We start from the raw sequence: 22,609 nt of genomic DNA, 5'->3' as shown, positions 1-22,609 counted from the left end.
TCGCCTCATCTACACTATTTTGTTGCAATCTTCACAAACTTTTCTTAAAATATAGGAGAATCATACTAATTAAAGAAAGGAAAGCGATCAATGACATTTGAGAAAAACATCCCAAACGCCAGTGCCAAACGTCTCTCTCTCTACTATCGTATTTTCAAACGATTCCATCGTGAAAATATCGATAAAGCAAGCTCTAAACAAATTGCTGAAGCGATTGGGATTGACCCTGCTACTGTTCGTCGTGACTTCTCCTATTTTGGTGAGCTAGGTCGCCGTGGTTTTGGTTATGACGTAAACAAGCTGATGACATTTTTCGCTGAACTCCTAAATGACAATGCGACTACCAAGGTACTCCTCGTAGGTGTTGGGAATGTTGGGCGTGCCCTCCTCCACTACCGTTTTCAAGAGCGTAACCGCATGCAGCTGGTCATGGCTTTTGATACAGATGATAATGAATTGGTTGGAACTCAAACCGAGGACAAGATTCCTATCTATGGTATTTCCCAGATTAAGGACAAGATTGCCCAAGAAGATATCAAAACAGCCATCCTGACAGTGCCATCAATTAAGGCTCAGGAGGTGGCTGATCTTTTGGTTGATGCCGGAATTGAAGGCATTCTCTGCTTCTCTCCAGTTAACCTCAATCTTCCACGCCATGTGGTGGTCCAATATGTAGACTTGACTAGCGAACTACAAACCCTACTCTATTTCATGAAAGAAGAAGAAAAATCAAGGAGAAACAATGACTAAACCAATTATCGGAATCACTGCCAATGTAAGGCCTAATCCAGCCCATGAAGACATCAACTGGTCCTATGCCCCATCTGGCTTTGTAGAAGGAGTTCAAAGAGCCGGTGGCCTAGCAATCCTACTACCAGTATCCGATCCTTCGGAAGCCAAGACCTACATCTCCATGATTGATAAGCTTATCCTGATCGGTGGGCAAAACGTTGACCCTAAATTCTACAACGAAGAGAACCATGCCAGTGAAGATGACTTCTTCCTCGAACGGGATATCTTTGAAATGGCACTCATCGAGGAAGCCACTAAGCAGAAGAAACCCATCTTTTCAATCTGTCGCGGTACCCAACTCATGAATGTCGCACTAGGTGGTAGCCTCCATCAAGATATTGAGCATCACTGGCAGGACAAGCCATCTGATTACCTCTACCATGAGATGATTGTTGATGAGAACAGTAAGTTGGCAGAAATCTACGGACGTGAAACCTCTATCAACTCCTTCCACCATCAAAGTATCAAACACTTGGCCTCTGACCTTCGTGTCATTGCGCGTGATCCTGAGGACAACACAGTCGAAGCTGTTGAGTCAAATAGTCCAGACCTTCGCTTTCTTGGTGTACAGTGGCACCCAGAGCTTCTCCTAGACAAACGTGAAGAAGACCTCAAACTCTTTGAATACGTCGTTAACGAACTTTAAAAGCAACTGAGACTGCACTCAGTTGCTTTTTCTTGTCTTTATTCCATCGGCTCAATCTAAAGCTCAAAATCCTCCCTCTCCTCACGAAAGGAATAATAGGTCGATTTGCCAACAATCAGATGATCAAGCAGACAAATCCCTAAGTCATCACAGGACCGCTTAATCTTTTGAGTAAAATCAATATCATTACGACTAGGATAGGCTTCCCCCGAAGGATGATTGTGAACCACAATCAAAGACGTTGCCATCAGATGACAGGCATAATGTAAAATCTCACGTGGCTCAGCAATCGAACGACGGACCCCACCAATAAAAACCGTCTTTTGCTGAATAATACGGTTCTGCGTATCCAAATAGATAGCCACCAGATGCTCCTGAGGCTTGTCCCCAATATCCAACATCATACGACGAGCCACCTGCTGACTGGACATAATCTGCTCAGAACGAGACAACTCAGCCTTCTCAATCCGCTTAGCCAACTCCACCATAGCCTTGAGCTCAATAGACTTCACACGCCCAATACCAGGAATCTCCTGAAGCTCATTCAAGGACAAACGAGACAAATCCGCCAAACTCGTCATCCCTTTCAAAATACGATTGGCCATAGATAAGACCGACTCAGACTTGGTCCCTGTCCGCAGCACTATCGCCAACAGCTCCTGGTCCGATAAAACCTCTGCTCCCTTCTGCAAGAGTCGCTCACGAGGCAAAAGCCCCGCCTCCTCAGATACAATACTATACATAAGAAAAACCTCCTACTTACCTATTCGTAAGTGGGAGGGGAAGTTAAACAGCTGAAGATTTTTTTAAACCTAACTTCTTTAACAAGGCTTTTCGATATGCTGAAAATTTACTCTTTAAGGTCAGTGGTTCTGCCACCTGTGACATTTCAATAAGATGAATCTTATACCGTTCTGCAAAAGATATTTCCTCTGAAGTAATAATACGATAATCAATTCCTACATCCCAGGCTTTTCGATAGAAAAGATAAGGGAGAGTATTTTCGTCAAAGTCATAGAAAATATGCTCATCCTTTAGAATAATGTTTTCCAGAAAATCTTTTGACAGCCACATAAAACCTTGAAAAACATGAAGCGAATGATTGATTACTTTTTGACATTCGTTAGTTAATTTAACTGTCTGTTCTTGATTTAAGGCACCAATTGCATCGGTCCAATAAAGTTCTTTTGACAAATCAGCAAAAACAAGTCCAACCTCTGGAAAATGATCAAAGATTGATACTACCTTCTCTTCATCTGAAAGCATATCCACTAGAGCATGTCTTGTAGTTTCATCAACAAGTTTGCCCTCATTTCCAAAGTCTTCTGTGTGAAAATGCCCAACAAAGTCATACTCGCTAAGCTGAGATGCCAAGGATACTAAGGCATGGTAATGATTATCAAATCTTTGAGAGACTAGCTGAAATCTATCTTTATCAAAGCTATTTAATAAGGTGTTCTCAACGATATTTTTATCCAAATGGCTTGATAAAGTGAAATAATAAAAGGCAGATAACTTTTTATCAGAGAAAACTTTTAGTCTCTCAAGGTCACTAATATGTACATGGATAGCCGAATGATAGCCTTTCCCACTTACCGAATGAAATGAGGGTTCGATGATTTTTTCATCTAAAATGACTAAGCTATCTGGCGAATGGTAGCTGTTAAGATGGGACTTAATTAGTGCTACTGGATATGCCGATAGCTTAGTAATATAGTCTAAAAGTAGTCTTCCCTTTTTTTCATTGTCAGTAAATGCTTTTAGTTTAATGAACGGTACCTTATGTTCAAGTGTACTTATCGGTCTATAGTAAGAAAAATCAGGGTGAATTAAGTCTTCTGCCTCTGCATCAATAGTATTAAAGACAGCATCATAACGATACCCCGCCTCAAGAAGAACACTAGTAACCCTAGTTTCATAATTATCAATAACATCTTGAACATCGGTAAAAGTCTTTATAGAAGTCCAAAATTGTTGAAAGGTTTCTGAATCGACAACATGTTTTTTGAAAGATATAAAATAACTTTGCAGATGCTCATCGAAATATTTGGTCTTTCTAAAATTCGTCATCCCCCAAAAATCAACATTCTGTCGTTGTTCAAATCCTTCAACTATGTTAGACAAATCCCAAAGAGGACCAAAGCAAGTATCATTCATGAGTGTAACCGAATCGAAGTCTGTTAAATGTTCGAATCCAACATGAGCCATACCATCTCTCCAAGCTGCAAAATCAAAGCCCAGATTCTCTCTCTGGATAACTTCATCTATGCCAAGCTCTTTGAGAGTTAATGTTGCCGATTCCGTTAGTTGACTATTTGAAATCACAATAAGTTTAGAAAAAAGTGGTCGAAGTTGCTCCAATTGGTAGAGCACATGACCACTTAATTCGTCGTACTTATTATAATGAACATACAATAAGAGACGTTTCATTTATTCTTGAATCTCCCATTTTCCATTTCTCTGAACCATACCAGTTGCAGAATCTTTAGCAGACTTATCATCATCTTCAATATCAGTTCGATTCAAGAGAATAACTGGTGAGTTATCTGAATCAGCAAAAGCAATCATCTGATCGTCCTTATCTCGAACAGAAACCTGAAGCTTAAGCTTAATGTTATTAAGATGGGCAAGACTACATTTATATGTGAGTGTTTTTCTTCCAGAACCACTCGTTTTATTGTCCATGGAATTGTCATTATAAATCCAGATACCACGGTCAATATCTGTCAATGAAAAGGCAATATAGGTCTCAATATCCTCATTGACATCATATGAAATCTCAAATGAAATATCTTGATCAGGACTGATAATATTATCATTCAAGAGTTTTACTTGTAAATCAGTGATTTTAGGATTTTCAACAACAACGTCATCGTTTGAAACCTTTTGACCAGCAGCATTATCAAAGCTATATTGGTTAGCAACTTCATCTGGGTCACCTACAACTTTGACTAAACCATGTTCAATTAAAACTGCTTTATTACAGTATTTTTTAACTGCTGACATGTCATGGGTAACTAAGATAGTTGTCTTTCCAGATTGCTTACGTTCCATGAAATAGTCATTACACTTACGTTGGAAGGCCTCGTCACCTACGGCTAAGACTTCATCCAAGATAAGAATATCACCTTGAGCCTTGATAGCAACTGAAAAGGCTAGACGAACCTGCATACCACTTGAGTAGTTCTTCAACTTTTGATTCATGAAATCATGAAGTTCAGCAAAGTCTACAATGTCATCATACATGGCATCTACTTCTTCTGTTGAAAAACCAAGCATGGCACCATTCATATAGACATTCTCACGACCAGTTAATTCCGGATTAAACCCAACCCCAAGCTCAATGAAAGATACCAGCTTACCATCAATGGTAACCTTACCTTTTTCTGGGACATAAATCTCAGAAATAATTTTTAGAAGTGTTGATTTACCAGAACCATTACGTCCAACAATTCCATAGAAATCACCCTTTTCAACTTCAAATGAAATATCTTTTAAGACATGTTGTTCAGTATACCCTTTAATTCCTTTAAAGCGATTGACTAGAGTCGTTCTCAAACTCTGACTCGCCTCAGTTGGTAATTTAAAATACTTACTTACATGATCTACTTTTACAGCAATATTATTTGACATTATAGAATCTCCGCAAATCGTTTCGCATTTCGATTAAAGACAAGGAAACCAATGATAAAAATCACTACAGGAATCGCATAAGGAACAAAAGCAATCAACTTATTGTTAATAATATCCCATCCTCTTGGGTTAACTGGGTCAATGATAAAATGACGCATATCCTGTAAAATCTGGGCAATCGGATTAAGCATCATAATCTTTGCAACAAACTCTTGATTTCTTTGAAGAAGGTAAGTGATGGAATAGATAATTGGGCTCGCATACATACCAGCTTGAAGTACTACTTCCCAAACTGGACCAATATCACGGTATTTAACAAAGAGTGCTGATAGAATAAAAGCAACTCCCATTGCCATCAATAGCACCTCAATAAAGAGAGGAATGATAACCAAAGTATTGAAACCAATCGGAACATGGTTAATCAAGGCAAATACGAAAACAACCACTAGGTTAATCAAGAAATTAATCGCTGCTCCTAGCACAGATGAGATAACGATTGTTTGCTTTGGAAAGTTAAGCTTACGTAAGAGATCCCCTCGTGAAACAATGGAAAGCATCCCCATATTGGTAGCCTCTGTAAAGAAGCCCCAAAAGATCATAGCCAAAAGCAAGCCTACTGCATAGTGTGGTGTCCCATCATCAAATCTCAAGAAACGAACAAAGACAAGGTACATAATTGTAAACATCATCAAAGGTTTCAAAATAGACCAAAGATAACCAATGAAAGAACCTTGATAACGCAATTTAAAATCCGTTTTAATCAGTTCCTTAAGTAAAATCCTATTTTTCTGACTAAAGAAATTCATTTAGTCCTCCTTATACATGAATTTTGTCAAAATCAAACTCGTAAATACAAAGGTATGAAAAGCCCTGTTTTTACGATAACCATATGTTTTCAAACGATGATAACGCTCTCTTAACCCTTGATCCATAATAGTCACAAAGTTTTCAACCAACTCCCTACTTTTAGTATCCAGTGGCAAAGAAAGAAGGTTTTCTGCCTGACTCTGACTAGCCTTGATCAACTTCCAGTATTTATTAAATAAAGTCTGAGGTCGAATCCAATTCTGCATACGTTTCCGAAGAGTTCTAGCACCTAAAACATTATCTGCGTGCTGACGGTAAAGCTCTGTTGGCTGATCAATATAGACCAGATGACCAAATGCTGAAGCAAGCAAACCTAAATACCAGTCATGCATCAGAAGCTCATTAGGTTCCTCGCCAGTCCATAATTCGGCTAGAGCATGATTAATTAGCGACACACCTCCAGTAACGGTGTTTTCTGTCATTTCTTGAACCAACTTAGTATTAGCATGGTCAGATTGAGTACGAATCATACTCTCATGAAGCACCTCTAAATCTTGGTTCACAACCTTTAAATCCGTGTATACCAAAAGTGGTTTATCAGATGGGTATCTACTCGCTTCCTCAAGCTGAAGAGATAGCTTCTCAGGTAACCAAGTATCATCCTGGTCCGAGAAAAGATAGTAGTCAGATTCTTGATACTTCAAAAGCGTAAAGAAACTCTTTATTACACCTAAATTTTCAGTTTGATCAGGATTGATAAAAGTAATGCGATCATCTTGTAAAGCGAAACGTTTGATAATCTCTCTCGTTTTATCTTTAGATCCATCATCACGAATTAACAAGGTCCAATCCGTATAAGTCTGTTGCTGAATACTCTCTATTTGCTCTGCTAAAAAATTCTCGCCATTATAAGTAGACATGAGAATAGTTACTTTCATGATAAAAATAGCTCCTCGTATTCACCCACGATTTTTTCCCAGGTGTAATTTTCTTTCATATTTGCTTTAGCAGCATTTCCCAAGTCCTCAAATGACACTTGACCATCTACAGAATCGATAAGCTGAGACAAATTCCCATCCTCTTTATTCCAATACAAGGCAGTCTCTTGAGCAACCTGATGGTTAAAGTCTACATTATAGATAAGGTTGAGGTCCGTTTGAGCCAAGGCCTCTAATAAGCCCGGATTCGTTCCACCTACTTCGTGTCCATGAATATAAGCAAAGGCTTGGTTGCGAATATACTTAAGCAAATCCTGATCATAGACAGTACCCACAAACTTCACACGTTTATCTTTATCAAATCCTGTAATCTGTCGTAGTTCATCAAAGTAAGCATTTCCTTCATGATTACAGATAATAACAAGATCACGCTCTGTAGAGGACTTCATAAATTCACGAATCGCAGTTTCGTAATTGTTTTCAGGAACAAATCGACCCAATATCAAATAGTAATCTTTTTCTTGAGTCTGCCATTTCTGATACCAATCTCGAACAGGGTCATCCTCAGTAGTCAAAGTCGTCTTAGATAAATCAGTTCCATAAGCAATGAAAGTCGTGCTAGCCCACGGATAGGTATTTTGAATATAGGTCTCAATACCTCGGTTATCAGAAATAATTAAGTTCGCATACTTTGTCATCTCTTTTTCAGAGTATTTGAGATAGCTTTGAACAGGTTTAGACCACTTAGCACGTTTCCATTCCAAACCGTCAGGATTGACTAGCAAAATCCCACCAACGGACTGAATTTTCTTGGCAAAATGAACAATGAAGGCACCAATGGTGTTTCCTAAAATATAGAAAATTGGGGATTGAATTCCCTCTTTTTTAATAAGTTTCAAGCTATAATTGATAGCCATCATATCGTAAGCTATGACACGCGCAGGACCTAGCTTTGGAGGATTGACCGTAAAACAATCCGCACCCTTATAGTCAAAATGGTTGCCAGTACTTTCGTCAGATAAGCAAGCCACGTGATAACGTATAGCAGGTGATACCTTATGAGAAATCAATTTTTCAACAAATGTCTCGAAACCACCATATTGAGCAGGCAAACCTCTACTACCTATGATAAAAATATCCTTCAAAGTTTACCTCCATTCGTCACATCTCTCAAATACACAGAATTATACATAGTAGCTTTTATTATACCATTTTGGAAGGTATTTTGCATGATTGGACAGAAAGAGTAAAGCAAAAAGGCCCTTCGAAAATGGCCTTTTCATTCTTAATCATAGATAACGAGATTTTACCTTAATTCATCTTTTTAAGCTGAAATAACTTTTTTACAGCAGATTTCACACTCTTCGTTAGTGCTTTTCGGTTGTTTAAAAAATCGATATCTTTCTGATTTACTTTTTTATGACACAATTCATCGTCCTCAAGTTTTTCAGTAATATTAGCATAGACACTCTCTAGAGAGTATCTCTCTTTTAAACTTGGAACAGCTTTTACTGCTTCAAGTTTCTCTTGGTCAAATCCACCAAGGACCTCTGAAATCATGCTAGTTAAGGTATCCAAGTCACCCAAAGGGTAGATATGACCTTGCTCATTCATATACTCGAAGGCTGATTTATGTCCCGCATTATCTGATAAAATCGTTGGAATACCATTTAAAACAGACTCTACATAAACCAGACCAAACGTCTCCATACTCGACGGGAAAACAGCTAAATCCTTATCAGTAATCTCTGACCAAGGATCATCTAAATATCCCATAAATGAAACATTTTTCAAATTATGCTCTACAATATAATCATCACAGAGTTGTTTATAATCCTCATCCCATGCACCTAAAAATACAAGTTCAGTGCCTGCTAGATTAAGCATTTGAAAAGCTTTAATCAACTCAAGCTGATTCTTTCTCTGAGTCAAGCGACCAACTGAAACGATACGATGGTGGTCGTTGGATTCAGTTCCCAGCCCTTCTTTAGGTTCAATTTGAGTATAAGGTGCAAAGGAATAAATCTTCCTATTTGGAAAATACTTTTGTAAATCCTCTGTCAACGCTCCTGTTACAGCAAAAATCTCATCAGAAAACTTGTCTATAAAGTCAAGTTTTTCTTTATAGTAACCAAATTCTCCCTCAGGAAATTCATGAATCAACCAAAAATGTTTGACCTTCTCAAAAGTTGCAGCAAGTGCACCTTGAAACACATTGACTGTATTACTAATAACAAGGTCTACCGTGTTTTCCACAATAATATTTCGAATATCTTTGACATTCTTATTATAAGATTTCACTCGCAAAAAATGATTACCCGGTGAACCACCTGGTGCTTCTTCCCACCACCATTTGACAGCCGAAAGACCATAGGTCTCAATTCCTGCTTTCTGAAGTTCTGCTTGATACTCCTCTTGAGATGGCACCTTGTAATTAGGGAAAACGTTTAACACACGATAACCTTTTTCCACAAGAAATTTCATAAGATTGACTATCGAAATTTCGGCACCATTATCCAGAGTCCCTGTCGGAGAAATAAATAAAATTGTTTTAGTCATAAATTATGCAAATACCCCCCAGTAATGGAAAAGAATCAAATACATAGCGACCAAGAAATTAGCAATTAAAGTCAGGGTTGCTATCTTCAATTTTTTCTGTCGAGATAAATCAATCTTAGCTGTGTTGGCGACTAGTGGCAACAAAAGAATGATAAATGGCGTGAAGTAACGACCTTGAGCACCAACAGATATATTAGCTCCCTGACCAAGAACAACTGGTGTCCACTGCATATACATTACTGTAACAGCAGCTAGAACCTCTAGTAGGAAGAGAATCCAGGATGCATTAGCAAAGTCTTTTGTAAAGAAATCCTTCTTACTTGATAGGAATAAAATAGCAAGAACAACGATATCAATAAATATTAACCAAAGTGGCATTTGCAAAGTAAGGTTACCAAGATAACCGAACATACCAAGCGACAAAATACCATTCAAATTGTCATTCAACTCAGGATTAAAGAGTGTATTACGCAAAACCTCGCCATAATTACGTAGACCGCCCTGATTCTTCATTAAGAATTGCAGAATCACCACGACACCTACTACAAAGAGAAGGTAGAAGACTACTTTATATTTTGAAATAAAGGTCTTAATAGCTTGCACTGGACGATTTAGAAAAGCAAGAACACCTTCAAACTCTAGCGGTACAAATGGAATCAATCCCAACAATAAAACATTATTTGGCTTGGTTGCTAGAAGCAATATTGCTAGACCTATCACCTGGATAATATTACGATTGGTAAAACGTTTAGAATAGGCAAGATTAGTGATAAAACCAAGAGCTAACATCACTTCCAAATAGTTCATCACATCATAAGAAAGTGATGAAGCTTGCTGAACCATAATTGGTAGCAGCGAAATAAACATTAGGGCTGTTTTCCCATACTTGAAATAACGTATTAAAAAGTAAATTCCTAGTATATAGGCCAGTGCATTAAAGATACGCCCCATATAGATAATCATTCCAACTGTGGGACTAATCCAACTTCCAATCGTCATCCCTATCAGCTGTGGAATAAAGGAGATTGTTTTTAAACTCACACCAAATTGAAAAGGTTCTTTACTCATATCAATCTTTTGAGCAAAAATCTGTTTATATTCCGCTAACTTAACCTTATCATTACTTGGAATCTCATCCATCCATTTAAACGATGTCTCGGTTGGTTTATGGAAGGTCTCCCAAGTCATACGCGCGTGGTTTGTTTCATCTGGCACACGATTAATTGGAAATACAAACATAAATGAGAAAATAAAAATCGTCGCTAAGATGAAAAATAAATTTTCAACTTTTATTTGTTTAATTCTGTTCAAAATAAGTCACCATATCATCTTTCTTGCTTAAGGTACAGTTTTCAAGAACAGCCCGATAAGCAGCATCTGCAATTTTCTGTCTTAATTCTGGAGATAAAACCAATGCTTCAAGCTTGTCAAACCACTCTTCATCGGTAGCTAACAATCCTGTTTCACCATCAACAACTGCATCTGAAAAAGCTCCTATCTTACTTGCTACTGTAGGTACCTTCACCAAGGCAGCTTCAATCCACTTAATCTCCGACTTCGCACGGTTAAATATAGAATCCACAAGCGGTGCTAGGTTAATATCAACTTCACTAATCAAGGCAGGTAGTTTGTCCCAATCCACATAATCGTGAGTTACAATTTGATTTTCAAAGGGCTTCATATCTTGCGGAATATCCAAAATCCCGACAATATGTAATTGGACATTGCTATATTTTGTAAGCAATTCTTTAATAGCTGGTTTAATCAATTCAAAATTCTCATTATGACTAATGGAACCAGAGAAATAACCAATCTTAACAATATCGGATGTTTGAGAGTAATCTTTGATGTATTGACTACTAATAGCGATTAAGTCATCAGAAGCCAAGTTTCGATTAAGTAAAACCTTACTTTGATACTTAAACAGCTCCTCCTGCAACTGGTTAGTCGAAGTAATGGCACCATCACAGTTTTCTAGCATATAACCATAATTTCGAACACCTGCATCATAGTTTCCTTTTTCAACCGAATTAAGCCCTTGCGTATAACTCAATTGGTCTGTATAAACCGTATCAAAGACTAAATCATCAATATCAAAGAAGACAGGTTTTCCATATTCCTTAGCTAAATGACAGAGACGCAAAAGTTCAGGTGAGATTGGTGAACGGTAGATAATGATGTGACTAGCGTTTTGAGCCATCGATAGTTGGAAATCAGATAGGTTAACAACTTTGACTGCAAAACCATGCTTACGTAATTGTTCTGCCTTGTTTAAGACACGATAACGGGTACATTGCGGAATAATATTTTCAACTCCATCAATCAATAGAATATATTGATCACGTGGAACCGCCTTAAATTTATTTACAATATCTTCCAGAATCGACACTGGGTAGTCTGTTTCTTCTGCGACAAACTCTAACAAGTCAGGGACTTCTGAATCACGATCCAGACCTTGCCACAAGAACTGGTCTTCATCATAATTTTTCAGAGCCGTGTATTTCACCAAAGGACTACCTGCTTTGAGCATCTTAAGCGGATGGATATACATGGCAGAATCTTCGTATTCTTGCACAACCGCATCATAACGATAACCTAAATCAGCAAAATGCTTGGTAAAACGTGTCTCATGTCGACCAATAGCTTTATCACGAGAATCTGTATCCGTCAAGTGTGTCCAGTACTCATAAAAGTCATCATCGTTTAGCATGAGCTTTTCAATAACTAGGAAATAAGATTGAAGATGCTTAGGAATGTAGCCATAAGGATTCTCCTTAGTAACATCTTCTTGCTCTTCTCCAAAAGAAATTCCCCAGAAATCTAGCTGCTTGTCAGCCATTTCCTGGAATACTTGAGACAAATCTCTCATCGGACCAATGTTAGTATCATTCACCAAGAGGAGCTGGTCGTAATCTTTAAGCTTATCTTTACCAAAGGCAAATATTCCTTCTCTAAAGGCCGCAGTATCATATCCCTTGTTATCACGAGTTAAAACCCTACCATAGGTCTCAAGGGTATTAATATCATCATCGTGAAGCTGTCCATTGACAACTACAATAACATCATCTACCAATGGAGCCAAGGCTTGCAAGAAACGAAATTTGTATTCTTGAAGACGAGCTTCAGACTCAAAAATGACATAAACCAACGCTTTCTTACCATTATACGACAAGGCAGAACGTTGACTATTTCTGAGACGTCGTAACTGGCGAACCTTAAGTGGTGTCATTCGACGACGTAGCTGTATCACTTTGACTTTTAAAGCTCTCAAATAATTTTTAATAGCTTTTGGATTCTTAGCAATTACTCCTGCTGTCTTTATAGGTGTGATAAGGGCATTACCTAAACGATATGACAGTGAACTTCGGATAAGCTCCATCTCTTTATGGACATCTTTCAATTGCTTAGATTGCGTATACTTTCTTCGTTCAAGTTGATCACGTTCTTTTTTCAAGCGATTAACATAGTCTGTCACATTATCGTGATGATTTATCAAATCATCTATACGACTCTCCAAAATCATTAAGTTTTCGCAAACAGCTTGATAGATTTCATGTGGTAACTTATCGAGATACTTCTCGAGAACTTCAAGATAGATTTCATAATGGTAGCGTACGGAATTTCTTTTTGAAATCGAATCTTTTTCAAAAACACGATAATTCAATTTTGTATTAGGTTGGTAAACAGCCTTCGCACCATTATTGATAATAAGGTTCAAGAAAAAATCATAGTCCTCCAGTTTTTTCCCTGAAAGTTTTTCATCATAATAGGTACCCTTTAATATGGCTTTGTTTATTAAAGAACAATTTGAAATATAGTTCGATACCAATAAGCTATGTAATTCAAATTCCTGAGCTTTTAGATAAACTTCATTTTTTTCAAAATTGAATAAATCACAATACACTATATCTGCTTGATGATTGATCGCACATTCATATAATTCTTGTACATAAGTTTCATCCAAAAAATCATCACTATCTACAAATAAAAAATAGTCCCCATTTAAAAGATTAAGTCCCTTATTCCTTGTTCTCACAACACCAATATTCTCATGAGACTCAAATGACGTCACGAAAGGTGACTCTTTCAGAACTTCCTGAATAATCTCTAGGGAATAATCTGTCGAACCATCATCAAGAATAATCAACTCAATATTTCGATAAGTTTGTTTAAAGATACTTCGTAAACATTGTTCAATATATTTTTCATGGTTGTAACATGTTACAACTACTGATATTAAATTAGTCATTTTTCCATCCATTTTTTGTAAGAAAATATAAATTAGTAAATAATAATAACTATTAAATCCAATCTTTCAAAGAAAGAGTATCTTATTTTGAAAGTGTATACCGCTTTAATTATACTATAGTTTGAAGAAAAAATCCCCTTACTACAGGCAAAGAAAAAAGCAGAATAACTCTGCTTTTACTTGATAACTTTGGACCGTTTAAAATGAATATAAACATCATTCAAAAAATAACAAGTAATAATAAATAGACTAAGCATTATAGGTAAATACGTTCTGGTGCTTGAAGCATAAAGCGTAGGTGAAAATGAAATCAGCAAACGCCCAATTAAACCTATCCCGAATAAGTATACAATCCATAACCTATCTGAAACTTTAGAAAGAGCCCATAGAGAATACATCACCATCATAAATAAAACGATATTATAAATCACCGCTCCAAAATATACAACATTGTATTCAAAGGTGCCACTCTCTCTAGCAACTTTACTAACACTAGAAAGTGTAAATAAAATATTTCTCCACTCAAACTTCTGACTTAAAATAGCAAATAGGGTAAAAGATGCCAGAATCAGTGAAATAAAATTCTTTTTATAAAACGACAAAACTACTAAAACTATCAAAAATACAAAAATAAACTCGAAAGATACTGAAAATATACCATCTCCAGTTTCCAAAATTCCTAACCCTATTTTTTGGAGTGGGTTCAAGTGGACAAAATTTGGAAACCAAGATTCCACATTTTTTTCAAACCTCAATGTGTTTCCAGGAGAGAATTTTGCAGAGAGAATTCCTGTCAATGAAACCAACCCATACAATATATTTCTATACCTAAATGTAATAACTTTCCAATCTCTTATTAATTCGAAAACAATCCATAAAAAAGCATAGACTGCTAACTGCTCATTCATAATAGCAAAAACAAAAGATAAGAACGCTATACATTGAACCCACCACTTATCTGAGTAACGATAATACAGAGAGAACAAAAGAAATGATGCTGGAAATACATAATTAATATATGTAGGAATAGAACCTGCGCTTAAAAATTCACTTGCTGGTAAAAAAATAAAAATGAAGAGTCCAGGTATCCAAGGTAAATTAGGACTAAGTTTCTTACTAGGCAAAAGCAAAAAGAAACTTGCAATAATAGACGCTAATATAAATAACTTATCATGTACTGAAAAGAATAATGTTGCAGATTCAATCAGTAACCGGCTACTCCAAGTAAGATAACGATTAATTCCAAATTCAAGGTAATTATAGTGAAATTCCCTTGCATAATTTAAGAATGCTGTCTGATCTCCCACAGGTGTGATTTTGTTATTAATATAATACTGAAAACCATACAGTATAGAAACAACTATGATGTAATAATAAAATCTGCTTTTACTTTTCATTCTCTCACTCTCGTAATAACAACTATAGTTACCCATTCGTCTTCTGACTTTTTACATACTGTTTCATAAGAATATTTGCTATCCATTTTGGCCAAAAGAGTTGGTACATATACAAATCTTCTTTACTACGAGTATTATCAGCAATAGTCTTAGAAGTCTCAGATTCCTCATGAATTCGGTGACACATTAGCTTATCTGACACATAAACAAAACGTCCCTCGTATTCACTAATCTTATACCAAGCATACCAATCAAGGCTGACCTTCATTCCCTCATCAAAATAGAAATTCTTCAATTTTTCAAGGTTATAGGTGACAGCTGGACAACAAATTGGATTACCAAAGGCCATTACGCGGTTACGCCAAAAATGACTACTAGGAAAAAGATTCATTGTTTTTAGCATCAAGGTTTTAATCTTGAGGTTTGTATTTGCAGGGATCTTAAGACCATTTTTTTCTTCAAAATAATCAGAATATCCGATTAGAACATCACTAGTTTTTTCCATCTTGGCCAATACTTTTTCTGCATATCTTGGCTCATAGTAGTCGTCCTGATGGGCGATAGTAGCATATTTTGTTCCTACAAAAGAAATGGCATTATTCCAATCCTTACCAATCCCCCCACCTTGTTTAGTATAAAATGGGATATCATAACGCTGGCAAAGTTCCTTAATCGAATCAAGTGGCGTTGAACTATAACAGATAATTTGAGAATAAAGAGTTTGATTTTTCAAAGATTGAATACAGGCTTCAAGATAATCACTTTCTCCATAAGCGCAAATTACCCAAGTATGATTATCATTCATTCTTTTCCTCTTTCTCTTCTACATGACTTTTTAGAATAGATAATTCCTGAACTAAATGTTTAATCTGCTCTTTTTGTTTCGATAAAGTCATGGTTTGTAGGAAAGCGATGACCAACAAGAAAAAGATAGCAAGCGACAGCAAAAAATTCGAAGTCAGTTCAAATCCAAGTAATCCTGCAAAATAAACTGGAATAACATCAAAAATCGAAATAACAATCATTACCAGACTGATGACAATCCACATGAAGGCCTGTTCAAATAAGATATTGTTCTTATTGATATTTCTAATGACTAGATAAAGGAAAAAGATGGAAGCTACCAACATCACAATAGATAAAACTGACATTATTCACTCTCCCTCATAAAGGCTGCAATAACAATCGACGAACACACTTCAAGCATATATCGAATCGATTTAATTGGCGTAATGGAAGAAACACCACCAGTACGTTCAAACATATTTGCTGGTCGTTCAACAACTCGATATTTACGTTTCAAAATATGAACAATAGTTTCTGGTTCTGGATACTTGATTGGATAACGCTTAGCGAACTGTTTAATAACATCTTTATCAGCCAAACGGTACCCCGAAGTTGTATCTAAAACTCTTTGTCCAGTTGTCCATTTGATAAGGTTGGAAATAACACTAATTCCGAAGCGCCTCATAAAAGTTGTTTGAAATTCAGACTTAACATCACCAACAAAGCGAGAACCAATAACTAGGTCTGCTTCATTTTTTCGAATTGGTTCTAGCAAATCTGACAAGGATTCAATATCATGCTGGCCATCGCCATCAAATTGAACTGCTACATCATAGTCATGCTCTAGTGCATATTTATATCCTGTTTGAACTGCACCGCCAATTCCAAGATTCATCACGAGATTAACCGCATTAAAATGATTATCTTCCAGAATTTGTTTTGTCTTATCTGTTGATCCATCATTGATAACAACATAGTCCAAATCAAAATCAACTTTCTTGCGGTAATTCAAGATACTCGTTACCGTGTCAAAAATACTTTCCTCCTCATTGTAGGCAGGAATTATCATTAAAACTCTCAACTACTTCTCCTTTCCTTTACAGTAAAATATCGAAAACAGTGAAACTAATCTTAAGCGTTCCAAAGTTCTAAAAGCCATTACAGAAATAACTGTTTGAATTCTTTCTCCAGTTATCTCAGATGATAATGGTGTTAAATTTGAATCAAGATTTTCTTTAGAAATCCATTGCTTAATTCTTCTATATTGATCCATAAACGATGAACTTGAAGCTGCTCTTCCAGAAAAGAGTAAGTACCATATGTAATATCGTTTAATAAAATAGCGAATATATTTTGAATCACCAGCAACTTGAAGCAAGTGACTCAAGAAATACACAATATCTATATTCGGATTAAACCCTCTTTGAGATGTGTTTGATATACTCTTCTCATTAAAAAACCAATTATAGCCATTATAATCAATTATTTTAATTCTTTCTGTTAGATTGTAAGCAGTCAAAGTGAAGATAACATCTTCACCTATTGGATAATCAAAGAACTGAATATTATTATCTGTTAAAAACGAAGTTCGATAAATACGTGCCCAAGGTGCAACGACTATATACTTAGACCATTCAGATTGTGTTAAATCTTGTTTAAAAAGCGTCTTTATTTCCTGATTAACACGCTTATAACCACCAAGAACAATATCTAGTTGTTCTTGATCTATTTCATTATAAAAACGCTCTAAATAATCTGAATCAACAAAATCGTCATTATCGATAAATACAATGTACTTTCCATTAGCAAGTTGTATACCCTTATTTCTGGTTTTAGCAACTCCCTCGTTTTCTTTATCAATTACTCGGATAAAATCATTATCAGCTGCATACTTTTTAATAACTTCTAAACTATTATCTGTAGAGCCATCATTTAACAGAATAATCTCAAAATCTGTAAATGATTGATTTAGAAGAGAATCCAGGCATTGTTTAATTCCCTCTTGTGCGTTATATACAGGAATTACGACTGAAACGGTTGGATTAGACATATTATACTTTCTATCTATTATTTTTTATAAAATTTCAGAAGGTGAGAAAATAACCTTGTTGAGATATTAATTCCCAAAATCGAAGCAAAGATACCTGTCATTTTAAATGATTTGTTGTTTATATGACTTGAATTTCTCAACAAATACTTATATTGAATTAACAAATCACGTATTTCTTGGTTAAATAAATATGGCCTAGCGTAAGGAAGAATTGAAATATAAGAAATTGTAAAATAGGTGTTTAGGGCTTTACGTTTAACTTCAGATAATGACTTTTCATCAGATAAACCTCTACTAATTCCCTTAAGAGTATCTAATACATTTCTTTCTTTCACTACATTTGTTAAACTTCCAACTCTGTTCTGACGATACATATACTGAGTGCTATTAATTACAGAAAAACTTTCCATCATCTTCATTATTGATGAACAGTACAAACTATCTTCAGAGACTAAATCTTCAGGAAAACTTAACTCTTTATTAATTAATTCCTTAGAAATACATTTATTCCAATTAGGACCATTGAATAATCCAAAATTAGTAGCTTCGATTAAGTCGTTTAAACGAGAAACTGGAATCTCTTTAATTTCATTATCATAGTAATAACTATAACCAAAAATAACAACATCTACTAGTTGCTTATTTAGTTCACTAGCAACCTGATCTAAAAAGTAGATATCACTCCAAAAATCATCACCATCTAAAAATAAAATATAATCACCAACAACTTCTTTCATCCCTGTATTACGAGCTTTTGAAGCACCTCCATTAGATTGGTGAATTACATTAATTTGTTTAAATTGTAATGACAAATCATCAGCTATTTTACCTGTCTCATCTGTTGAACCATCATTTACAATTATGACTTCATAATTATCATATGTTTGTTTAAGAATACTCTCTACACAGTTTTCTAAATAATCTGCCACATTATATGCTGGAATAATGATAGAAAATTTCATGTCAATTATTTTTTCCTTCTAAAGATTGTATATGGATTTGTTACAAAATAAATTACTAGAGAAGCAAGTAGCCATGCTATCATCGCACAAAGAAATGATAATGAGGCTCCAAAAATTTCAAATTTCGACACTAGAGGCTTGGCAGTTAAGATTGACACAATATAGCCTACAATAAAGGAAATAACTAAAAAATGTTGTTTCCTAAATATTGTCAAAATGTTATCACATACAGTTGAAAAAGTACTTGCAATTCCTCCAAGCAACAAAACAACAAAACTAGTCTGATACTGTTTAAGGTTAGTCCCATATACAATATCCAAAGCTGGAATGGCTATAAAAGCACCAATTAGAAATATTAATGTACAAGTTCCAAATAAAATCTTGAAGAGATTATTCTTGTAAGTGACAAAATGAGAAATCTTCTTTTCTTCTAAAAAGACTGCAAGTTGCGTAATCATCGGTCTAAGAAATACAATCATAAGATTCATTGCAAAAATTGGTGTAAATAAAATACTAAAATCTCGCTGAACACCATTTCCAATCAAACCTTGATTAAAAATATCATTCAAAGCATACTTAGGCTGATTATAAATTGAGACCAACAAAAAAGCATTAATAAATAAAGGTAAGCAATCTTTCAATACATTGATAATATTACTCGGCTTAACACTCATAAGATTTAAGCGATGGAAGAACTTTGAATGAGGGTAATCGAATAGAGCAATAAAAACAAATGAACTAATAGTTTGTGAAATCACGGACCACAATAGATTTTTTGAGATGACTAGAGTTAAAGCAAATACAATTGTTGAAATAGTATTTCTCAAAAACAGTGATTTCCCGGCAATATCCAAACGTTCCTTCTGTTGAAATAATCCTTGAAAAACATCCGATAAAGCTTCACTAACACGGAAAAAAGATACCCAAAAAATTATCCCTATATTTGAGTGAGTATTAGTATTAAAAATTAAATACGTCACTAAAAGAAGAACCATTGCAACGTTTGAAATAATCCTTGTTACGAAATAAGTATCAAAAGAATACTTCTCTCTTATATCTGTTGCTTGGAAATCTCTAACTTGAAAACTTGCTACAATAACAAAGAGATTCGCAATCGCATAGGCAAAACTATAGGTATCCGCTGAAGCACTATTTAAAGCACGTGTAACAATAAAAAGAAGTATAACTGAAACAGCAGCTGAAGACATACTTCCTAAAATATTCCAGAAAAATACCTTTTGGGCAGTTACTTTTTTCAATTATTTCACTCTCTTTCGATAACTATATTCCATTAATTATATCATATTCTCAATGAAAAAAGAGAGAACAGCATGACACACGTTCTCTCTTTTAACTTAAAAAGCTCATTAAGTATTCTTATTTCACTTCTTGTTTGTAAAACTCTTTCAAAGCATCTTGCCATGTTGGGATGACAAACCCTGTAGCCTTAGCCTTAGCCAAACTCATTGTTGAGTTAAGTGGACGTTTAGCTTTAGCTGGGAATTGGCTTGAATCAACAGGTTTCACTTCAACATCAGTATCTTTAAGGATTTCAACCGCAAAGTCATACCAAGTTGTATCTTCTGCTGCATCATTTGACAAGTGATAGTAACCATATTCCTTACGGTTTTCAGCCAAATAAGTCATAAATTCTGCCAAAGTACGTGTCCAAGTTGGACGACCATGTTGGTCATTAACAACTGTAAGTGTCTTATGAGTCTTGGCAAGATTTTGCATGGTGAAGACAAAGTTCTTACCATAGTTACCGAACACCCAAGCTGTACGGATAATGTAGTAGCTTGAAACATGTTTTTCAACTAACTCTTCACCCATACGTTTTGTACGACCGTACTCTGTCTGTGGATCTGGTTTGTCATCAACTTCCCACTCTTGACCGACTGGTTTTTCACCATCGAAAACGTAGTCTGTTGAAATATAAACTAGCGTTGCACCATGTTTTTCAGCAGCCTTAGCGACATTTTCAGTACCTGTCACGTTGATAGCATAGTCAAGCTCTTTACCTTCATCTTCAGCAGCATCAACAGCTGTGTAAGCAGCACAGTGATAAACCAAGGTTGGTTTTACTTCCGCAAAAACTTCATCTACTTTGGCAGCATCTGTGATGTCCATTTCTGCCACATCTACTGCTACATATTCTTCGTTACGTTCGTCAAGAAGGTGACGAAGCTCAGTTCCGAGTTGCCCATTTGCACCTGTTACTAGAATCATATTTTTCTCCTTGTAATTTTCATTAATAGCACTTTAATTTTATCAAAAAAAGCAGAAAAAATCTGCTTTCATAAAATATAATTTATCATTTCATCACGACAAAAAGTTCATTATCTTTGGTATAAACATTATACATTTTGGTTGTTTCTAATTGTTTATACTCTGAATTTACTGTAGTTGCATCAAATGGTCTAAAATCAACATTTAATTTTGTGATTGCATTAAATCTCATAGTCATATCCCACGAAACATTAGTATTAGGCATAATTAAACTACTAATCATTGGATAGACCAAGGTCGCATTTTCATAAATAGGGGAATTAGCAACAAAACGATTAATATTGACCACATTATTGTTATCATTCAGATACTTGTTCAAACTATTTCCTAGCATAGCACTTTGTACTTCAAGTGTATTATTTTGTTGTTTTAAATTGCTTACATAAATAAATGAAAAAGCAAGGAAATAAAAGATAAGTAAACTAGAAAATACAGATTTTAAAATATTAATAATCTGGTTTCGATTAGTTATTCCTAAAGAAATAACTAACACAATGGACGCAAAGATTCCCAATCCATATTCATATCTGGGTCTCAACAAATAAAATTGTTCTGAAAGTATTAAGTAACTTCCATAACTCAAAATACTTCCTAAACCTAACCAAGCAAACGTAAAAGCTAACGCTACAATTTTCTTTTGCCTACTGCTACTAACTATATTAAACACTAATAAGATAAGTATTACTAGGAATAAAAGAATCCAAACTTTCGAGCTTTGAAGATAAATATTTTTCAGATAACCTTTAGCATTCGCAAGCATAATACTAGGAAGATGTAATAAACTTGGTATTTTTCCTTGATCAGCAAAAATTGGTGGCTTGATAGTAATTTGTATTTTATATAAAGCCATGCCCCCAACATAGGATAAAACTGAACAGATTAAACTCTTTATATTCAATTTACCGCTGTAAACTACCTCTAAAAAGAGCAGTGTGAGCGTCATTAGAATATATATTCCCGATGATGCTTGGTATGAATTACACATAAGATAAATACATACAACTGAACATACGCTAAATAATTTTCTAGACTCCCAGAAGATAAAAGGAAGTATTGACACTAAAATACTTAGTGACATAAATGGGTTGTCAAACCTAAAGCTCAAAGGCTCTAAAAACCAAGGATTTATTCCAATTACAGTTGAAGCTAGGGCTAAAACTGGAGTAACCTTTTTCGATGGAAACAGTACAAACAATAATATCGTGCTTGCAAATGTTAATATGAAGGCTGTGATAATATTTGTAGTCAGCCCAGGATCCGTTAAATGAGCACCACCTTGAATAAGACGTGCTGAGAATTCACTCAAATATCTAGAGTAATGTTCAGAAAATCCTGTATAACCCAGAATTTGACGGCCTATATCATCAATGTACGGATACTCAGCTAAGCTGATGTTTATGTTAACTAAAAGATAAACACCTAAGATAAGAGATAAAACAAATTTATTTCTCTTGATATAATCCTTTAAGTTATGAAACACTCCTAAAAACTCTCCACTCAT

At 35.3% G+C, this 22,609-nt stretch carries 20 protein-coding genes; 2 read left to right on the top strand and 18 right to left on the bottom strand.

Annotated elements, in window-relative coordinates:
* Window positions 1-90 precede the first annotated feature (90 nt).
* On the top strand, window positions 91-750 hold the full coding sequence (locus tag AX662_RS05295; protein ID WP_060971828.1) for a redox-sensing transcriptional repressor Rex: 660 nt from the start codon (window positions 91-93) through the stop codon (window positions 748-750).
* The gene (locus AX662_RS05290) at window positions 743-1,438 is read left to right on the top strand and encodes a gamma-glutamyl-gamma-aminobutyrate hydrolase family protein (protein WP_060971827.1); all 696 of its coding nucleotides are present in this window, start codon (window positions 743-745) and stop codon (window positions 1,436-1,438) included. The genes AX662_RS05295 and AX662_RS05290 overlap by 8 nt, the downstream gene beginning before the upstream one ends.
* Window positions 1,439-1,494: 56 nt before the next feature.
* On the opposite strand, the gene radC is transcribed toward AX662_RS05290, so the two are convergent.
* The 18 genes from radC to AX662_RS05200 form a co-directional block, all read right to left on the bottom strand.
* Window positions 1,495-2,181: a RadC family protein gene (gene radC / locus AX662_RS05285; protein ID WP_049554136.1), complete on the bottom strand. Its 687-nt coding sequence runs from the start codon at window positions 2,179-2,181 to the stop codon at window positions 1,495-1,497.
* A 43-nt stretch (window positions 2,182-2,224) separates the two neighbouring features.
* A complete protein-coding gene (locus tag AX662_RS05280; RefSeq protein ID WP_049554135.1) occupies window positions 2,225-3,868 on the bottom strand; it encodes a rhamnan synthesis F family protein in 1,644 nt (547 codons plus the stop codon).
* The gene (locus AX662_RS05275) at window positions 3,869-5,071 is read right to left on the bottom strand and encodes an ABC transporter ATP-binding protein (protein ID WP_060971826.1); all 1,203 of its coding nucleotides are present in this window, start codon (window positions 5,069-5,071) and stop codon (window positions 3,869-3,871) included. It lies immediately after the preceding gene.
* Window positions 5,071-5,877 carry an ABC transporter permease gene (locus AX662_RS05270; RefSeq protein ID WP_049554133.1) on the bottom strand — a complete coding sequence of 269 codons (807 nt, stop codon included), beginning with the start codon at window positions 5,875-5,877 and terminating at the stop codon, window positions 5,071-5,073. The genes AX662_RS05275 and AX662_RS05270 overlap by 1 nt, the downstream gene beginning before the upstream one ends.
* On the bottom strand, window positions 5,878-6,816 hold the full coding sequence (locus AX662_RS05265; protein WP_049554132.1) for a glycosyltransferase family 2 protein: 939 nt from the start codon (window positions 6,814-6,816) through the stop codon (window positions 5,878-5,880).
* Window positions 6,813-7,961, bottom strand: coding sequence for a beta 1-4 rhamnosyltransferase Cps2T (gene cps2T / locus AX662_RS05260; RefSeq protein WP_060971825.1), 1,149 nt, complete (start codon window positions 7,959-7,961; stop codon window positions 6,813-6,815). The genes AX662_RS05265 and cps2T overlap by 4 nt, the downstream gene beginning before the upstream one ends.
* Window positions 7,962-8,127: 166 nt before the next feature.
* Window positions 8,128-9,375 carry a glycosyltransferase family 4 protein gene (locus AX662_RS05255; RefSeq protein ID WP_060971824.1) on the bottom strand — a complete coding sequence of 416 codons (1,248 nt, stop codon included), beginning with the start codon at window positions 9,373-9,375 and terminating at the stop codon, window positions 8,128-8,130.
* Window positions 9,376-9,378: 3 nt separating this feature from the next.
* Window positions 9,379-10,686 (bottom strand): DUF2142 domain-containing protein, encoded by a 1,308-nt coding sequence (locus AX662_RS05250; RefSeq protein ID WP_060971823.1) that lies wholly within the window; start codon window positions 10,684-10,686, stop codon window positions 9,379-9,381.
* Window positions 10,673-13,624, bottom strand: a complete 2,952-nt coding sequence (locus AX662_RS05245; RefSeq protein ID WP_060971822.1) for a rhamnan synthesis F family protein — start codon at window positions 13,622-13,624, stop codon at window positions 10,673-10,675. Before AX662_RS05245 ends, AX662_RS05250 begins: the two co-directional genes overlap by 14 nt.
* 176 nt (window positions 13,625-13,800) lie before the next feature.
* Window positions 13,801-15,021: a hypothetical protein gene (locus AX662_RS05240; protein WP_060971821.1), complete on the bottom strand. Its 1,221-nt coding sequence runs from the start codon at window positions 15,019-15,021 to the stop codon at window positions 13,801-13,803.
* Between the two features lie 28 nt (window positions 15,022-15,049).
* Entirely contained in the window at window positions 15,050-15,826 is a 777-nt protein-coding gene (locus tag AX662_RS05235) for a glycosyltransferase family 2 protein (RefSeq protein WP_060971820.1), read from the bottom strand.
* Window positions 15,819-16,172, bottom strand: a complete 354-nt coding sequence (locus AX662_RS05230; protein WP_003094173.1) for a DUF2304 domain-containing protein — start codon at window positions 16,170-16,172, stop codon at window positions 15,819-15,821. The genes AX662_RS05235 and AX662_RS05230 overlap by 8 nt, the downstream gene beginning before the upstream one ends.
* Window positions 16,172-16,888 carry a glycosyltransferase family 2 protein gene (locus tag AX662_RS05225; RefSeq protein ID WP_060971819.1) on the bottom strand — a complete coding sequence of 239 codons (717 nt, stop codon included), beginning with the start codon at window positions 16,886-16,888 and terminating at the stop codon, window positions 16,172-16,174. Before AX662_RS05225 ends, AX662_RS05230 begins: the two co-directional genes overlap by 1 nt.
* A complete protein-coding gene (locus AX662_RS05220) occupies window positions 16,889-17,857 on the bottom strand; it encodes a glycosyltransferase family 2 protein (protein WP_060971818.1) in 969 nt (322 codons plus the stop codon).
* A gap of 17 nt (window positions 17,858-17,874) precedes the next feature.
* On the bottom strand, window positions 17,875-18,819 hold the full coding sequence (locus AX662_RS05215) for a glycosyltransferase family 2 protein (protein WP_003094727.1): 945 nt from the start codon (window positions 18,817-18,819) through the stop codon (window positions 17,875-17,877).
* A 5-nt stretch (window positions 18,820-18,824) separates the two neighbouring features.
* Window positions 18,825-20,078, bottom strand: coding sequence for an oligosaccharide flippase family protein (locus tag AX662_RS05210; protein WP_060971817.1), 1,254 nt, complete (start codon window positions 20,076-20,078; stop codon window positions 18,825-18,827).
* A gap of 118 nt (window positions 20,079-20,196) precedes the next feature.
* Window positions 20,197-21,048: a dTDP-4-dehydrorhamnose reductase gene (gene rfbD / locus AX662_RS05205; protein ID WP_060971816.1), complete on the bottom strand. Its 852-nt coding sequence runs from the start codon at window positions 21,046-21,048 to the stop codon at window positions 20,197-20,199.
* Window positions 21,049-21,133: 85 nt separating this feature from the next.
* The gene (locus AX662_RS05200) at window positions 21,134-22,609 is read right to left on the bottom strand and encodes a glucosyltransferase domain-containing protein (protein ID WP_060971815.1); all 1,476 of its coding nucleotides are present in this window, start codon (window positions 22,607-22,609) and stop codon (window positions 21,134-21,136) included.

This window comes from Streptococcus sp. CCH5-D3, from assembly GCF_001556435.1.
Lineage (GTDB): Bacteria > Bacillota > Bacilli > Lactobacillales > Streptococcaceae > Streptococcus.
Note: the sequence above shows the minus strand (reverse complement) of the source record. Positions and strands in the feature narration are given on the sequence as shown.

Coding starts and splice junctions, on each gene's coding strand:
- AX662_RS05295 (WP_060971828.1), top strand. CDS start 91: ATGACATTTGAGAAAAACATCCCAAACGCCAGTGCCAAACGTCTCTCT.
- AX662_RS05290 (WP_060971827.1), top strand. CDS start 743: ATGACTAAACCAATTATCGGAATCACTGCCAATGTAAGGCCTAATCCA.
- radC (WP_049554136.1), bottom strand. CDS start 2,181: ATGTATAGTATTGTATCTGAGGAGGCGGGGCTTTTGCCTCGTGAGCGA.
- AX662_RS05280 (WP_049554135.1), bottom strand. CDS start 3,868: ATGAAACGTCTCTTATTGTATGTTCATTATAATAAGTACGACGAATTA.
- AX662_RS05275 (WP_060971826.1), bottom strand. CDS start 5,071: ATGTCAAATAATATTGCTGTAAAAGTAGATCATGTAAGTAAGTATTTT.
- AX662_RS05270 (WP_049554133.1), bottom strand. CDS start 5,877: ATGAATTTCTTTAGTCAGAAAAATAGGATTTTACTTAAGGAACTGATT.
- AX662_RS05265 (WP_049554132.1), bottom strand. CDS start 6,816: ATGAAAGTAACTATTCTCATGTCTACTTATAATGGCGAGAATTTTTTA.
- AX662_RS05255 (WP_060971824.1), bottom strand. CDS start 9,375: ATGACTAAAACAATTTTATTTATTTCTCCGACAGGGACTCTGGATAAT.
- AX662_RS05245 (WP_060971822.1), bottom strand. CDS start 13,624: ATGACTAATTTAATATCAGTAGTTGTAACATGTTACAACCATGAAAAA.
- AX662_RS05240 (WP_060971821.1), bottom strand. CDS start 15,021: ATGAAAAGTAAAAGCAGATTTTATTATTACATCATAGTTGTTTCTATA.
- AX662_RS05235 (WP_060971820.1), bottom strand. CDS start 15,826: ATGAATGATAATCATACTTGGGTAATTTGCGCTTATGGAGAAAGTGAT.
- AX662_RS05230 (WP_003094173.1), bottom strand. CDS start 16,172: ATGTCAGTTTTATCTATTGTGATGTTGGTAGCTTCCATCTTTTTCCTT.
- AX662_RS05220 (WP_060971818.1), bottom strand. CDS start 17,857: ATGTCTAATCCAACCGTTTCAGTCGTAATTCCTGTATATAACGCACAA.
- AX662_RS05215 (WP_003094727.1), bottom strand. CDS start 18,819: ATGAAATTTTCTATCATTATTCCAGCATATAATGTGGCAGATTATTTA.
- rfbD (WP_060971816.1), bottom strand. CDS start 21,048: ATGATTCTAGTAACAGGTGCAAATGGGCAACTCGGAACTGAGCTTCGT.
- AX662_RS05200 (WP_060971815.1), bottom strand. CDS start 22,609: ATGAGTGGAGAGTTTTTAGGAGTGTTTCATAACTTAAAGGATTATATC.